Annotated in this window: 14 protein-coding genes; 2 read left to right on the plus strand and 12 right to left on the minus strand. The window is 71.8% G+C overall.

Annotated elements, in window-relative coordinates; all coding sequences use genetic code 11:
• Positions 1–114: 114 nt before the first annotated feature.
• From ABZ386_RS03360 to glnA, 8 genes are all read right to left on the minus strand, one after another.
• Positions 115–1,299 (minus strand): winged helix DNA-binding domain-containing protein, encoded by a 1,185-nt coding sequence (locus ABZ386_RS03360; RefSeq protein ID WP_358963408.1) that lies wholly within the window; start codon positions 1,297–1,299, stop codon positions 115–117.
• Positions 1,300–1,425: 126 nt separating this feature from the next.
• On the minus strand, positions 1,426–2,178 hold the full coding sequence (locus ABZ386_RS03365; RefSeq protein WP_358963411.1) for an alpha/beta fold hydrolase: 753 nt from the start codon (positions 2,176–2,178) through the stop codon (positions 1,426–1,428).
• 41 nt (positions 2,179–2,219) lie between these two features.
• Entirely contained in the window at positions 2,220–2,804 is a 585-nt protein-coding gene (locus ABZ386_RS03370) for a hypothetical protein (RefSeq protein ID WP_351332181.1), read from the minus strand.
• 7 nt (positions 2,805–2,811) lie between these two features.
• Positions 2,812–3,729: a zinc metalloprotease HtpX gene (htpX, locus tag ABZ386_RS03375; protein WP_351332178.1), complete on the minus strand. Its 918-nt coding sequence runs from the start codon at positions 3,727–3,729 to the stop codon at positions 2,812–2,814.
• Between the two features lie 98 nt (positions 3,730–3,827).
• Positions 3,828–4,199 (minus strand): signal peptidase I, encoded by a 372-nt coding sequence (locus ABZ386_RS03380; RefSeq protein WP_358963413.1) that lies wholly within the window; start codon positions 4,197–4,199, stop codon positions 3,828–3,830.
• 11 nt (positions 4,200–4,210) lie between these two features.
• The gene (locus tag ABZ386_RS03385) at positions 4,211–5,641 is read right to left on the minus strand and encodes a hypothetical protein (RefSeq protein WP_358963416.1); all 1,431 of its coding nucleotides are present in this window, start codon (positions 5,639–5,641) and stop codon (positions 4,211–4,213) included.
• Between the two features lie 82 nt (positions 5,642–5,723).
• The gene (locus tag ABZ386_RS03390; RefSeq protein WP_351332169.1) at positions 5,724–5,984 is read right to left on the minus strand and encodes a hypothetical protein; all 261 of its coding nucleotides are present in this window, start codon (positions 5,982–5,984) and stop codon (positions 5,724–5,726) included.
• Positions 5,985–6,127: 143 nt separating this feature from the next.
• Positions 6,128–7,537 (minus strand): type I glutamate--ammonia ligase, encoded by a 1,410-nt coding sequence (gene glnA, locus ABZ386_RS03395; RefSeq protein ID WP_031114004.1) that lies wholly within the window; start codon positions 7,535–7,537, stop codon positions 6,128–6,130.
• 210 nt (positions 7,538–7,747) lie between these two features.
• Here glnA and ABZ386_RS03400 point away from each other — a divergent pair, with 210 nt between their 5' ends.
• The gene (locus tag ABZ386_RS03400) at positions 7,748–8,215 is read left to right on the plus strand and encodes an RDD family protein (protein WP_355719007.1); all 468 of its coding nucleotides are present in this window, start codon (positions 7,748–7,750) and stop codon (positions 8,213–8,215) included.
• Positions 8,216–8,284: 69 nt separating this feature from the next.
• Here the strand turns inward: ABZ386_RS03400 and ABZ386_RS03405 are convergent, their stop codons facing one another.
• The 4 genes from ABZ386_RS03405 to lipB form a co-directional block, all read right to left on the minus strand.
• Positions 8,285–8,986: a DUF4191 domain-containing protein gene (locus ABZ386_RS03405; RefSeq protein ID WP_114251688.1), complete on the minus strand. Its 702-nt coding sequence runs from the start codon at positions 8,984–8,986 to the stop codon at positions 8,285–8,287.
• A 76-nt stretch (positions 8,987–9,062) separates the two neighbouring features.
• Positions 9,063–9,275, minus strand: a complete 213-nt coding sequence (locus ABZ386_RS03410; RefSeq protein WP_031114009.1) for a hypothetical protein — start codon at positions 9,273–9,275, stop codon at positions 9,063–9,065.
• 286 nt (positions 9,276–9,561) lie between these two features.
• On the minus strand, positions 9,562–10,527 hold the full coding sequence (lipA, locus tag ABZ386_RS03415) for a lipoyl synthase (RefSeq protein ID WP_356519371.1): 966 nt from the start codon (positions 10,525–10,527) through the stop codon (positions 9,562–9,564).
• 95 nt (positions 10,528–10,622) lie between these two features.
• Positions 10,623–11,423, minus strand: a complete 801-nt coding sequence (gene lipB / locus ABZ386_RS03420) for a lipoyl(octanoyl) transferase LipB (protein ID WP_351332126.1) — start codon at positions 11,421–11,423, stop codon at positions 10,623–10,625.
• A gap of 239 nt (positions 11,424–11,662) precedes the next feature.
• Here lipB and ABZ386_RS03425 point away from each other — a divergent pair, with 239 nt between their 5' ends.
• A complete protein-coding gene (locus tag ABZ386_RS03425; RefSeq protein ID WP_351332123.1) occupies positions 11,663–13,135 on the plus strand; it encodes a regulator in 1,473 nt (490 codons plus the stop codon).
• Positions 13,136–13,145: the final 10 nt, after the last annotated feature.

A 13,145-nucleotide genomic window follows, 5' to 3' on the forward strand; every position in this document is an offset into this window, starting at 1 on the left:
CTTTCCGGGGGCCTTTCGGGGTGGCGGTGCCGTCCGGTGGTGGCCCTTGCCGGGTGGCGGTGCCGTCCGGTGGTGGCCGTTTCCGGCCCGCGGCGGGCTCGGGGGTGCGGGTGCCTACCCCGTCGCCAATTGCTTCTCCAGCGGCGTGCGGAAGCGTGGGGTGATTCTGGTCGTCCCCACCCATCCGCTCAGCCGTTCCGCCTCCGTCTCGATCGCCGCCCGGGCCTCCCGGCCGACGCCCTCCCCGTCGAGGATCCGCCAGGTGATCTCCCCGTCGGCGCGCTGGGCCCAGCCGCCGATCACCCGGCCGTTCCACCACACCGTCGGCCCGACGTTGCCGCTGCCGTCGAACAGCAGGGGCCGCAGCTCCGGCGCGAGGTACCAGTCGCGCTGCTGCCACCCCATCGCCGTCGGGTCGAGTCCGGGCAGCAGGGCCGCCCAGGGCTCGTCCGGCGCGGACACCACGTCGACGTCGTCCTCCACCACGTACCCCGTGCCCTCGTCCAGCGTCACCGACCGCGCTCCGCACGCGGCCAGCGCCCTGCGGACGTCCGTCACCCGCCACCCCGTCCACCACTTGAGGTCGGCCTCCGTCGCCGGACCGCACGCGGCGAGCCACCGACTCAGCAGCTCCGCCTGCGCCTCGGCGGCGTCAAGCTCGGGGTGCTCGGGGGCGACGGCCCAGCGGAACCGACTGGACGTCCAGGAGCCGAGCGGCCGGCCGCGTACGACCTTGCCCTCGACGCCCAGCACCTTCAGCAGCCGCGTCGAGACCGTGTGCAGCCCCTCGTAGCTCTTGCCGGCCCCGTACACGAACTGCTCGCGCAGCCGCGGCTCGTCCTGGGCGAGTTCGGCCGCCGTCGCCTGCCCGCGCCGGGCGAGTGCCGCCAGCGCCGATTCCTCGACCTCCTTCAGCCAGGCCGCGTCCGGCGCCCCGGCCGCGGCCATGTGCTTGAGCAGCGCGGCCCGCTCCCGGGCGGCGACCGCCAGCCCGGTCGAGGCGTGCACGACGGCGGTGAGGCCGGTGGGGAAGACGAACACCGTGTGCCGCATGCCGTGCATCCGCACCAGGGAACGCTCCTCGTACAGCGCGCGCCCGGTCTCCTCCACCGTCTTCGCAGGGTCGGCGAGCCGCGCGCCCACGGCCAGGTACACCGTCGCCGGATCCGTGCCGTGCAGGGCGACGAGCGCGTCGGCGACCTCTTCGGGCGTCCCCGCCCGGGCCTGTCCGGCCAGCCGCTGCCGCAGCGCGAGCCGCGCCCGTCGCTCGGCCACACCGATGTACCGCTCCGCGCCCATGCCGGACTCCCCTCGTCGCGTCCCTCCGACCCGATTGCATCATCGCGGACACCACTGACAAGCACGCCCCAGCCGCCCGTCAGGAACGCGGACCTGTCGGCCGTACGGCCCTCGGAGGCCGCTTGGTCACCCGCACGCGCGCGTGGCCGCCCGGCCCTGCCCGTCCAGCCCGGTCAGCACGGCGGTGACGAACTCCCGCCGGTCGCCGGGATGGTCGCGGAACCACCGGCCCAACCGGTGCTCCGCCTCCGGGAGTTCCCAGTGGGTGAACCGCGCGCGCCGGGCCAGCGCCGCCGAGACGGCCTCCGTCACGGCGGGCGGGATGACCGCGTCCGTGCCCGGCACCGCGAGCACCGCCCGCCCCTCGTACGCCCGCAGCACCTCCAGCGCGGGCGCCGCACGCCAGCTCCCGGGCCGGCGGATGATCTCGCTGAACCGCCCGTCGCCGTCGCCGAACGGCACGTCCCACGCCTCGCCCGCGTACACCGCCGGAGCACACAGCCCCAGCCCCGCCACCCGGCCCCCGTAGTGCCGGACGAGATCGGCCACGGTCTGACCGCCCATGCTGAACCCGACCAGGACCAGCGGCCCGGCCACGCGCGCGTGCGCGTCGATAACGGACACGGCCTGCTCGAAGCGGCGGCGCAGGCTCGACTCCCGCAGCACGCCCGTGCTCGCCCCGTGTCCCGAGAAGTCGAAGGCGAGGGCACGGCAGCCGTGTGCGGCGAACTCCTCCAGTAACGGCACCAGCCTCTCCTTGCTGCCGTTGCCGGCGCCGTGCAGCAGTACGACGCTCGCCCTGGCCGGCTCACCGCCGCCGACCAGCCCGCTCAGCCGTTCACCGTCGACGGCGTGCGTGAAAGGGATCAGCTCACTCATACGGCCCATCATTCACGCGGCGCGGGCCCGTGCGGGGCGGATCACAGGCCCGGCGCTCCCCACACGGGGAACCAGCGGCCCAGGTCCTGCTCGACCGTCAGGTCGTCGGCGAGCACGGCCCGCACCTGGAGCTCCAGCGCGTTGTCGCGCCGCTGCGCCTCGCCGGGCAGGGGCGCGAACGGGTAGAACGTGCCGCGCTTGTAGAGGTAGACCAGCGCGAGCCGCCGCCCCGACCGGTCCTGGAAACCGGCCAGCGAGCACAGCAGTTGGGGGCCGAACCCGTTGACCTCCATCTGGCTGTTGACGGCGTGCAGGTCGTTCACGAGCGACACCAGCTGGTCGGGGGCGCGGTGCGAGACCAGCCAGGAGTAGCCGTAGTCGTCCTGCGTCAGCCGCACCGGCGGGCCGTCGCGGTCGGTGTCGGCGTCCAGCAGTGCCTGCACCTCGCGGTGGGTCTGCTCGAAGGCCGCGCCCTCGACCGTGGCGAAGCACACCGCCCCCTGCCCGGTCGGGGTGAAGCCCGCGGCGGCCTCCAGCGTCACGGCCGCCGACGGCAGCGCGAAGAGCCGGTCGAGATCCGCCTCGACCGGCTTCGTCCGGCCGAGCAGGATGTCCAGCAGCCCCATGCTCCGCTCACACCCCTCCGGGCGCCGCTGCCTCGCCCAGTTCGGCGGAGATCCGGCCCAGCTGGTCGAGCCGCTCCTGAAGGCTCGGGTGGGTCGAGAAGAGCCGTGCGACGCCGGGCTCGCGGCCCAGCGCCGGCGTGAAGTAGAACGCGTTGAACGCCTGGGCCGTGCGCAGGTCCTTCGACGGGATGCGGGCGATGTCGCCGGAGACCTTGGTGAGCGCGGAGGCCAGCGCCGAGGGGCGGCCGGTGAGCAGCGCCGCGGACCGGTCCGCGGCCAGTTCCCGGTACCGGGACAGGGCGCGGATCAGCAGGAAGCTGATCGCGTACACCGCGGCCGACACGCCCATCACCGCGGCGAAGACGGCAGCCGTGTTCTGGTCCCTGCGGCCCCCGCCGAACGCCTGCGAGTAGAACGCGAACCGGACGATCAGCCCCGCGAGCACACCGAGGAACGAGGCGACGGTGATCACGGCGACGTCCTTGTGCGCCACGTGCGACAGCTCGTGCGCGAGCACGCCCTCCAGCTCGGCCGGCTCCAGCCGCCTGAGCAGCCCGGTCGTCACGCAGACCACGGCGTGGTCGGGATTCCGCCCGGTCGCGAACGCGTTCGGCATGTCCATATCGGACACGGCGACCACCGGCTTGGGCATGTCCGCGAGGGCGCACATCCGGTCGATCACCGCGTGCAGCTCGGGAAACTCCTCGCGCTCCACGACCCGGCCGCGCATGGCGTACAGCGCGATCCGGTCCGAGAACCAGTACTGCGCGCCGAGCAGCGCCGCCGCGACCACCACGACCAGCACCCACGACTTCAGCAGCACGACCAACGCGGCGACGAACCCCACGTACAGCAGACCGAGCAGGAACAGTGTGATCCCCATACGGGTGGTCAACCGCCGGTCGTCCCGGAAGCGGCTGTGCATCTGCATCACCCCGCAGCTCACGCACTCGTCCCACTGCCAGTGTGCACCCGGGCCCGCCCATGAACGGGTCGTGATCGCCCCCAGGACCGGCAAAGACGTCAGCCGTCGGCGGCCACCGCGTACCCGGGCACCGACGGCCACCGCACGGTCAGCACCACCGACTCCTCCTCCGCGTACCAGGAATGATCGACGCCGCGTCCCCACACCACGTAGTCACCCTGCTGCTCCAGCAGCACGCTCCGCCCGGGGAGTTCGACGCGGAAGCGCCCGCTGATCAGCACCAGGAGCGCCGTCCGCTCCTCACCCCGCACCCACCGCGAGCGCGCGTCGCCCCGCGGGTGCACACCCCACTTGACCTCCACCGCCTCGCTGTGACGCGGATCCCCGACGTCTTTGAAGTGCCCGAGAATCCATCCCCGGTCGAACACCGCGTCCCGCCCCGCGTTACCCACGTACACATTGCCGCCCACGGGGCCGGACGCTAGCAGCCGCTCGCGAGCAGACGCCGTGCCCGCGCCAGCAATTCGCCGCCCTCCTCGTCGTCGCGCACCAGCGCCGGATACCAGCCCTGCACCGACCGGGCAGCTCGAGTCCGCAGTTTCACCTCCGGATCACCCAACAGCGAGACCGTGGCCCGCAGCCGTACGATCCCGCCCCGCGCCTCCAGCAGGCGGAACGCGGCGACGCGCACGTGCCGGGGCCGATCCGGCGCGAGGCGCTCGGTCAGCCACGCTTCGGGAAGCAGGGCCGCGGACGGCAGCAGAGCGGCGGTGACCTGCCGTACGACACCGGGTGCTGCGTCGTCGAGCAGCGGACGCACCCGCTCCACGTCCGTCACGTCCAGCGCCCGCAGCCCCGCCACCGCCCTGGCCCGTACCGCCGGCACGGGGTGCGCGAGCAGCGGCCGCAGCAACGCGGCGTCCCCGCGTTCCCCGCACTCCGCCAGCCCGGCGACCGCACCGGGCGGCAGCGCCGGATCGCCCGCTTCCGCACACCGTTGCCGGTACCAGGGCAGCGGATCCGCTCCCCCCTGCCGGACGACATAGCGCGCACAGGCCCGCACCAGGGCCGACCGGTCACCCAGGAACTCCACTCCCCGCTCGGTCCGCCCGGCCCGGCGCAGGGCGGTGACCCCTGCGGAACGCGCCCGCGGGTTGCGCGCAGCCAGCAGCGGTTCGAGCACGTCGTCGTAGTCTCCGGCCTCCCGTACGGCGGCCAGGGACGCCTCGGCGCACAAGGTCTGGATGACGACGTCGTCGTCCCGGGCAGCGGTACGGGCCAGCCGGCCGGGGGACAGCAGGCCCGCCTCGCACGCGAGCCGGTAGGCGAACCGCCGCACCCGGCGGTCGGGGTGGACGAACAGGGAGGCGACCCTCCCACGCGGCGAGGCCTGACGCAGCACCTCGCCGAGCAGTTCGACGGAGTACGTCCCCCGGTCACGGCGCCCGACGCGCAGGATCAACGGCGCGAGGGAGACGGCGGTGTCCGGATCGAGGCACTCCCGCACCAGCTTCCGGGCCCGCTCGCGCACCGGCGTGACCCAGTCGGCGGCACGCACGACCACGAGGGGCAGCAACGCGGGGTACTCCGCGGCCCGGACGAGGGCCGCCTCCCGCGTCCGGCCGTCGGGATGGCAGAGAGCGAGCGCGAGCCGCGGCTCGACCGAGGATCCGGAGGGAGCGGAGCCGGGCCGCCGCCGGACGAAGCGGAGCATCCCGCGACCGGCCGTACCCCCGCTCTCGACCCAGACCCGGTCCGGCAGATCCTCGGGCCGATACCACGCCCAAGCCCGCACTCCGACGTCCAGGGCGGTCCAGGCGCCCGGATCCGCGACGTCGAGAGCCTCCTCGAGAGGCGCCCCCTGCACCAGCCGTCCCACGGCCGCTTCCCCGCCCCGGATGTCCTCGTCCATGCCCGCCCCCCCGCTCGACCTGCCGTTGCGGTGGATCGTAGGCCGGGCGGAGCGACCGGTCGTAGGAATTACGGCCGGTCGCCTAGTAGGGGGCCCGGAAGTTGATGTACCCGAGCAGCACGATCACCGCCGCCACACAGCCGAGCACCACGGCCGTCGACACCCATGAGGACCGGCGGCGCGCACCCACGTGCTCCGGGTCGGCGCGGAACGGCACGGGTCCGGGCGGGTTGTCCTTCCACCGGGCGGCGAGCATGCGGGCACGGGCCGAGGGCTCCTTGTGCTCGGCGCTGTCCGCCCATCTGAGGTCGAACTCCCGCTCGTCGTCGTGCCGTTCGGACATCCCCGTAAACCTTCCTCGAACAACAGTGTCAGTGCTGATAATCCCCTGTCCGGGGCCGTCTGTGAAGCGGGATCCGGGCATACGACGGTGCCCCCGCCTCCGGGAAGGAGACGGGGGCACCGCAGGTACGACGGACGCGTCGATCACACGTCGAAGTACAGCTCGAACTCGTGCGGGTGCGGACGCAGCTGCAGCGGTGCGATCTCGTTCGTGCGCTTGTAGTCGATCCACGTCTCGATCAGGTCCGGCGTGAACACGTCGCCCTGGAGGAGGAACTCGTGGTCGGCCTCGAGGGAGTCGAGGACGGCCGGGAGCGAGGTCGGGACCTGCGGGACGCCCGCGTGCTCCTCGGGAGCCAGCTCGTACAGGTCCTTGTCGATCGGCTCGGCCGGCTCGATCTTGTTCTTGATGCCGTCCAGGCCCGCGAGCAGCAGCGCCGAGAAGGCCAGGTACGGGTTGCCGGAGGAGTCGGGCGCGCGGAACTCGACGCGCTTGGCCTTCGGGTTCGAGCCCGTGATCGGGATACGCATCGCGGCGGAGCGGTTGCGCTGCGAGTACACCAGGTTGACCGGGGCCTCGAAGCCGGGCACCAGGCGGTGGTACGAGTTCACCGTCGGGTTGGTGAAGGCCAGCAGCGACGGGGCGTGCTTGAGGATGCCGCCGATGTAGTAGCGGGCGGTGTCCGACAGGCCCGCGTAACCGGCCTCGTCGTAGAAGAGCGGGGAGCCGCCCGACCACAGCGACTGGTGGACGTGCATGCCCGAGCCGTTGTCACCGAAGATCGGCTTCGGCATGAAGGTCGCGGTCTTGCCGTTCTTCCACGCCACGTTCTTCACGATGTACTTGAAGAGCTGGAGGTCGTCGGCGGCGGCGAGCAGCGTGTTGAACTTGTAGTTGATCTCGGCCTGGCCGGCGGTGCCCACCTCGTGGTGCTGGCGCTCGACCTTCAGGCCGGCCCGCTCCAGCTCCAGGGAGATCTCGGCACGCAGGTCGGCGAAGTGGTCGACCGGCGGGACCGGGAAGTAACCGCCCTTGTAGCGGACCTTGTAACCACGGTTGTCCTCGAGGGCGCCGGTGTTCCAGGCACCCGCCTCGGAGTCGATGTGGTAGAAGGACTCGTTCGCGCTGGTCGCGAAGCGGACGCTGTCGAAGACGTAGAACTCGGCCTCGGGACCGAAGTAGGCGGTGTCGGCGATGCCCGTCGACGCCAGGTACGCCTCGGCCTTCTTCGCCACGTTGCGCGGGTCACGGGAGTACTGCTCGCCCGTGATCGGGTCGTGGATGAAGAAGTTGATGTTCAGCGTCTTGTCACGGCGGAACGGGTCGACCCGGGCGGTCGACAGGTCCGCGCGCAGCGCCATGTCGGACTCGTGAATGGCCTGGAAACCCCGGATCGAGGATCCGTCGAAGGCGAGCTCGTCGTCCGGGTCGAACGCGTCGACAGGCACCGTGAAGTGCTGCATCACGCCCGGGAGGTCGCAGAAGCGGACGTCGATGAACTTGACGTCCTCGTCCGCGATGAACTTCTTGGCCTCGTCGGCGTTCTGGAACATCCAGCTCCTCCTACTCCCGACCGTCCCGCCGGGGTGGTAGTTCGTTCGTGCGGCCAGTGCGGGTGGCACACGCTGACCTCGACCCTAGGGACGGGTGATTTCTCTGGCGTGACTCATTTGTTTCGCACAAGTTAACCGGCTCCCCTCACACCGTAGCCCGGACACACCCCGCCGTGCCCTGGTCATTTACGGGCGCAGTACCGTGGACAGGTGGACAACAGGCAAGCACTCGGATCGTGGCTCTCCGGGCCCCGCGCGGCCGCGGAAGAGGCCGGTGTCGACTTCGGATACCGGGGCGAGCAGCTCGGTCTGCCCGAGGAGGGACCCGGCTCGATCGCCCGCCCGGGCCGCCGCCTCGCCGCCCTGGCCGTGGACTGGGGCCTGAGCCTCCTGATCGCATACGGCCTCATCACGCAGAGCTACAACGAGGCCGCGCAGATCTGGGCGCCGCTCATCATGTTCGCTCTGATGGTGCTCACGGTCGGTACGGTCGGCTTCACCCCGGGCAAGCGGCTCCTCGGCCTGCGGGTGCTCGCCCTGGACACCGGCCGGGTCAGCCCCTGGCGCTCCGCCCTGCGCACGGTCCTGCTCTTCCTCGCCGTCCCCGCCCTGATCTGGGACCGCGACGGCCGCGGCCTGCACGACCGGCTGGCGGGCACGGTCGAGGTCCGTATCTGACGTCCGCGGTATGACGAAGGGGCGCCCGGATCACTCCGGGCGCCCCTTCGTCATACGCGTTGCGGGGGATCAGCGGGCCTTCGGCCCGCCCTTCGGCAGCCGCATGCCCTTCGGCATCGGCCCCTTCGGCAGCGGCATGTTGCTCATCAGATCGCCGAGGGCGCGCAGCCGGTCGTTGGTGGCGGTGACCTGCGGGCCGGTCAGCACGCGCGGCAGCTTCAGCATGGTCGTGCGCAGCTTCTTCAGCTCGACCTGGTCCTCGCCGGTGCCCACGACCAGATCGTGCACGGGAACGTCCGCGACGATGCGGTTCATCTTCCTCTTCTCGGCGGCGAGCAGAGACTTCACCCGGTTCGGGTTGCCCTCGGCGACCAGGACGATGCCGGCCTTGCCGACCGCGCGGTGCACCACGTCCTGGTTGCGGTTCATCGCCACCGCGGGGGTCGTCGTCCAGCCCCGGCCGATGTTGTCGAGCACCGCCGCCGCCGCGCCGGGCTGTCCCTCCATCTGCCCGAAGGCCGCTCGCTCGGCCCGGCGCCCGAACACGATCGCCGTCGCGAGGAAGGCGAGCAGGAGGCCCAGGATGCCGAGATAGATGGGGTGACCGATCAAGAAACCGATCGCGAGGAAGACACCGAAGGTGACGATTCCGACTGCCGCGAGTACAAGACCGATCTTCTTGTCGGCCCTGCGGGTCATCTTGTAGGTCAGGGCGATCTGCTTCAGTCGCCCGGGGTTCGCAGCGTCCGCTGCAGTTTCCTTCCTCGCCATGCCACGAAGTCTACGTGGCCCCACAAGCGCGGACGACGGCAGTGTCCGCGGGGCCCCGTGGGGGAGAGGCCCGGGCTCAGGGGCGGACGGAGACGGACCGGGAAACGGACTGCTCGAGGACGCGCTGCGCCTCGACCCGGTCCTTGGCGCGCCGGCGGTCCTCCAGCACGGAGGTCCAGGCGTTGCGGCGGGCGGTGCGCTGACCGCTGCTCAGCAGCAGCGACTCGACGGCACGCAGGGCGGTCGTGAAGGACGGAATCGCGGTGGCGCGAACGGGCGCGGCCTGCATGGGTGAGGTCCCCCCTCGGGAGCGGGTGTACGTGCTGTGAGTCCAGCGTCACTGATTGGTGTTACCAGGGCGTGTCCGACCGGTCAAACACCCATGAAGCCCTGGCGGGGAGCCGAGAAACGGCGACGCGGTCCCGACATGTGCCCTCATCTGCGAGGACGGTCGGGACCGCGTCATATCGGCCGCTACCAGCGGGTAGTGTCTTGTGCGCGAATTCACACGCTTGTCTCGCCCTTTGGCGGGCAGGGCGGCGACGCCCTTTCCCTGCCGGGACGGTGACGGTTCGTCAGACGGCCTGGGCCGCGATGCGCGCGTCCCGCTGCTCCATGGCCATCCGGTAGAGGCGCCCGGCGCGGTACGAGGAGCGCACCAGCGGGCCGGACATCACGCCGGAGAAGCCGATCTGCTCGGCCTCCTCCTTCAGCTCCACGAACTCGTGCGGCTTGACCCAGCGCTCCACCGGGTGGTGGCGCACGGAGGGGCGCAGGTACTGCGTGATCGTGACCAGCTCGCAGCCCGCGTCGTGCAGCTGCTTCAGCGCCTCGCTGACCTCCTCGCGGGTCTCGCCCATGCCGAGGATCAGGTTCGACTTGGTGACGAGGCCGTAGTCGCGGGCCTCGGTGATGACCTTCAGGGAGCGCTCGTAGCGGAAGCCGGGGCGGATCCGCTTGAAGATCCGCGGGACCGTCTCGACGTTGTGCGCGAAGACCTCGGGGCGGGAGGCGAAGACCTCCTCCAGCAGCTCCGGCACGGCGTTGAAGTCGGGGGCGAGCAGCTCGACCTTGGTGTGGCCGCCTTCACGGCCCGCCGTCTGCTGGTGGATCTGCCGGACCGTCTCCGCGTACAGCCAGGCGCCGCCGTCCTCCAGGTCGTCGCGGGCGACGCCGGTGATCGTGGCGTAGTTCAGGTCCATCGCGACGACGGACTCGCCCACGCGGCGCGGCTCGTCGCGGTCGAGCGCCTCGGGCTTGCCGGTGTCGATCTGGCAGAAGTCGCAGCGCCGGGTGCACTGGTCGCCGCCGATGAGGAAGGTCGCCTCGCGGTCCTCCCAGCACTCGTAGATGTTCGGGCAGCCGGCTTCCTGGCAGACCGTGTGCAGGCCCTCGCTCTTCACGAGGTTCTGCATCTTCGTGTACTCGGGGCCCATTTTCGCCCGGGTCTTGATCCACTCGGGCTTGCGCTCGATGGGGGTCTGGCTGTTGCGGACCTCCAGGCGCAGCATCTTGCGTCCGTCGGGTGCGACTGCGGACACGACCGGCTCCCTAGCGTTTGATTCTTCGGCGCCCTCAAGGGTACGCCCGTAGATTTGAATGCCTCTGTGTGGTGTCAGCCCCTCCCCGCGCGCTTTTATGCCGCCGGTGTCCTCTCGATCTCCCGGGGCTTCAGCTCGGCGTTCTCCAGGACCTCCCGCAGGTGGCGTTCGACCACCGGCAGGACCTCCTCGATCGTCACGTCCCGGCCGAGCTCACCGGCGAGGGAGGCCACGCCCGCGTCGCGGATGCCGCACGGGATGATCCGGTCGAACCACTTGTTGTCCGGGTTCACGTTGAGCGCGAAGCCGTGCATCGTGACGCCCTTGGCGACCCGGATGCCGATCGCCGCGATCTTGCGGTCCTCGCGGCGCTGACCGGCGTTGGACGGGGCGTACTCCGGGCCGTTCAGGCGCGGGTCGAACTCCTCGTCGTGCAGCCGCGGGTCGAAGTCCAGGGACAGCCCGCCGAGCGCCGGCCGCTGCTCGACCGGGTCGCCCAGCACCCACACCCCGCTGCGGCCTTCGACCCGGGTGGTCTCCAGGCCGAACTCCGCGCACGTGCGGATCAGGGCCTCTTCGAGGCGGCGTACGTGGGCCACGACGTCCACCGGGCGCGGGAGCTTCTGGATGGGGTAGCCGACCAGCTGGCCGGGGCCGTGCCAGGTGATCTTGCCGCCGCGGTCCACGTCGATGACCGGCGTGCCGTCCAGGGGCCGCTCGTTGTCCGCCGTGCGCCGCCCGGCCGTGTAGACCGGGGGGTGCTCCAGGAGCAGTACGGTGTCGGGGACCTCGTCGGCGAAGCGCGCCGCGTGCACCCGGCGCTGCTCGTCCCAGGCCTCCTGGTACTCGACGGCCTCGTCACCGAACCCCATGCGGACGAACCGCAACTCACTCACGGCAAGCGCCTCCCTCGAACGGGTGTGTAAGGCACGTATCGCGCCCAAGCCACTGTACGTCCGGCCTGCACGCGTCAGTTCCGGGGTCAATCCTCACACGATCGGATGAATGTCCGGGAAAATGTGTGATCGCACGCTTACTCTCCGCTACATTCGCGCCGTTCGGCAAGGCATAACGCCTGCTCACAGGCGAATCCGCGCACATCACGAAGGCCGGAAGGCAGGAGACCGTACCGCAGATGACGGAACGACCCGCGCAGCGCACCCCCAACCGACAGCTCGCCGCGCTCATCGCAGAAGCGGGGTTCTCCAACGCGGGACTCGCCCGTCGCGTGGACCAGCTCGGTCTCGAACACGGGCTCGACCTGAGATACGACAAGACCTCCGTCACCCGATGGCTGCGCGGCCAGCAGCCCCGGGGCACCACACCCGCCCTGATCGCCGAGGTCTTCACCCGGCGCCTGGGCCGCCGCCTCACCGCCCAGGACCTCGGCCTGGACGCCTGCGCCCCCGTCTACGCGGGGCTGGAGTTCGCCGCCACCCCCGAGGAGGCCGTCGACATCGTCAGCGGGCTGTGGCGCAAGGACTCCGGCAGCCACGCCGAGCTGCGGAAGATCGCCTTCACCCCGGCCGGGCTCGTCGTGCCCAGCCGGGACTGGCTGATCGGCCGCGCCGACGAGAAGGTCGCCCGGGGCGAGCCGGCCGCCGCCCGCATCCCGGCGCAGGGCCGTCCCGCCCTCCGCCCCCCGGCCGAGCCGGGCGTGCCGTCCCTGCCCCGCCAGCGCGGCCAGGCCGAGCGCGGCCCCGGCCAGAAGGTCACCGCCGGCGACATCGCCGCGCTGCGCTCGGTCGGCGAGCTGTTCCGCACGCTCGACGACGCCTACGGCGGCGGCCACGCCCGCCAGGCCCTCGTGCGCTACCTGGAGCACGAGTGCGAGCCGATGCTGCGCGGCACCTACGGCGAGCAGACCGGCCGCCGCCTGTTCGCGGCCGCCGCCGACCTGACCCGCCTCGCGGGCTGGACGTCGTACGACATCGCCGCGCACGGCCTCGCCCAGCGCTACTTCGTGCAGGCGCTCCGGCTCGCCCAGGCGGCCGGGGACCGGGCGTACGGGGCGTACGTGCTGGTCACCATGAGCCGGCAGGCCGTCTACCTGGGGCACGGGCGGGAGGCCGTCCAGCTCGCCCGCGTGGCCCAGCAGGGCGTCGGCACCTCCGGCCCGCCCGTCGTCCAGGCCCTGCTGCACGCCTCCGAGGCGCGCGGGCACGGAGTGCTCGGCGAGGTCCGGGCCTGCACCGCGGCCCTGGTCCGCGCCGAGCGCGCCCTGGAGACGGCCCGGCCCGGGGACGACGTACCGCACTGGGCGAAGTTCTTCGACGAGGCCCAGCTCGCCGACGAGTTCGGCCACTGCCACCGCGACCTGCAGCAGTTCCGCGCCGCCGCCCAGCACGCGGAACGCTCACTCCAGCTCCGGGCCCCGTCCTACGCCCGCAGCCGCCTGTTCTGCCGGGTCGTCCTCGCCACCGCCCGCCTGGGCCTCGGCGAACTCGACCAGGCCTGCCAGCTGGCCGCGGAGGCGGCGGGCCAGGCGGCCGAGATGCGCTCGGTACGGGCGGTGGAGTACGTGAGGGACTTCGAGCGACGACTGGAGCCGTACAAGGACGCGGCGCCGGTGCGGACCTACCGCGACAAAGTAGCGGCCCTTCTTTAGGGGCGCGGGG

The organism is Streptomyces sp. NPDC006140, assembly GCF_040628815.1.
Classification (GTDB): Bacteria; Actinomycetota; Actinomycetes; order Streptomycetales; family Streptomycetaceae; genus Streptomyces.

Coding starts and splice junctions, on each gene's coding strand:
- ABZ386_RS03360 (WP_358963408.1), bottom strand. CDS start 1,299: ATGGGCGCGGAGCGGTACATCGGTGTGGCCGAGCGACGGGCGCGGCTC.
- ABZ386_RS03365 (WP_358963411.1), bottom strand. CDS start 2,178: ATGAGTGAGCTGATCCCTTTCACGCACGCCGTCGACGGTGAACGGCTG.
- ABZ386_RS03370 (WP_351332181.1), bottom strand. CDS start 2,804: ATGGGGCTGCTGGACATCCTGCTCGGCCGGACGAAGCCGGTCGAGGCG.
- htpX (WP_351332178.1), bottom strand. CDS start 3,729: ATGCACAGCCGCTTCCGGGACGACCGGCGGTTGACCACCCGTATGGGG.
- ABZ386_RS03385 (WP_358963416.1), bottom strand. CDS start 5,641: ATGGACGAGGACATCCGGGGCGGGGAAGCGGCCGTGGGACGGCTGGTG.
- ABZ386_RS03390 (WP_351332169.1), bottom strand. CDS start 5,984: ATGTCCGAACGGCACGACGACGAGCGGGAGTTCGACCTCAGATGGGCG.
- glnA (WP_031114004.1), bottom strand. CDS start 7,537: ATGTTCCAGAACGCCGACGAGGCCAAGAAGTTCATCGCGGACGAGGAC.
- ABZ386_RS03405 (WP_114251688.1), bottom strand. CDS start 8,986: ATGGCGAGGAAGGAAACTGCAGCGGACGCTGCGAACCCCGGGCGACTG.
- ABZ386_RS03410 (WP_031114009.1), bottom strand. CDS start 9,275: ATGCAGGCCGCGCCCGTTCGCGCCACCGCGATTCCGTCCTTCACGACC.
- ABZ386_RS03425 (WP_351332123.1), top strand. CDS start 11,663: ATGACGGAACGACCCGCGCAGCGCACCCCCAACCGACAGCTCGCCGCG.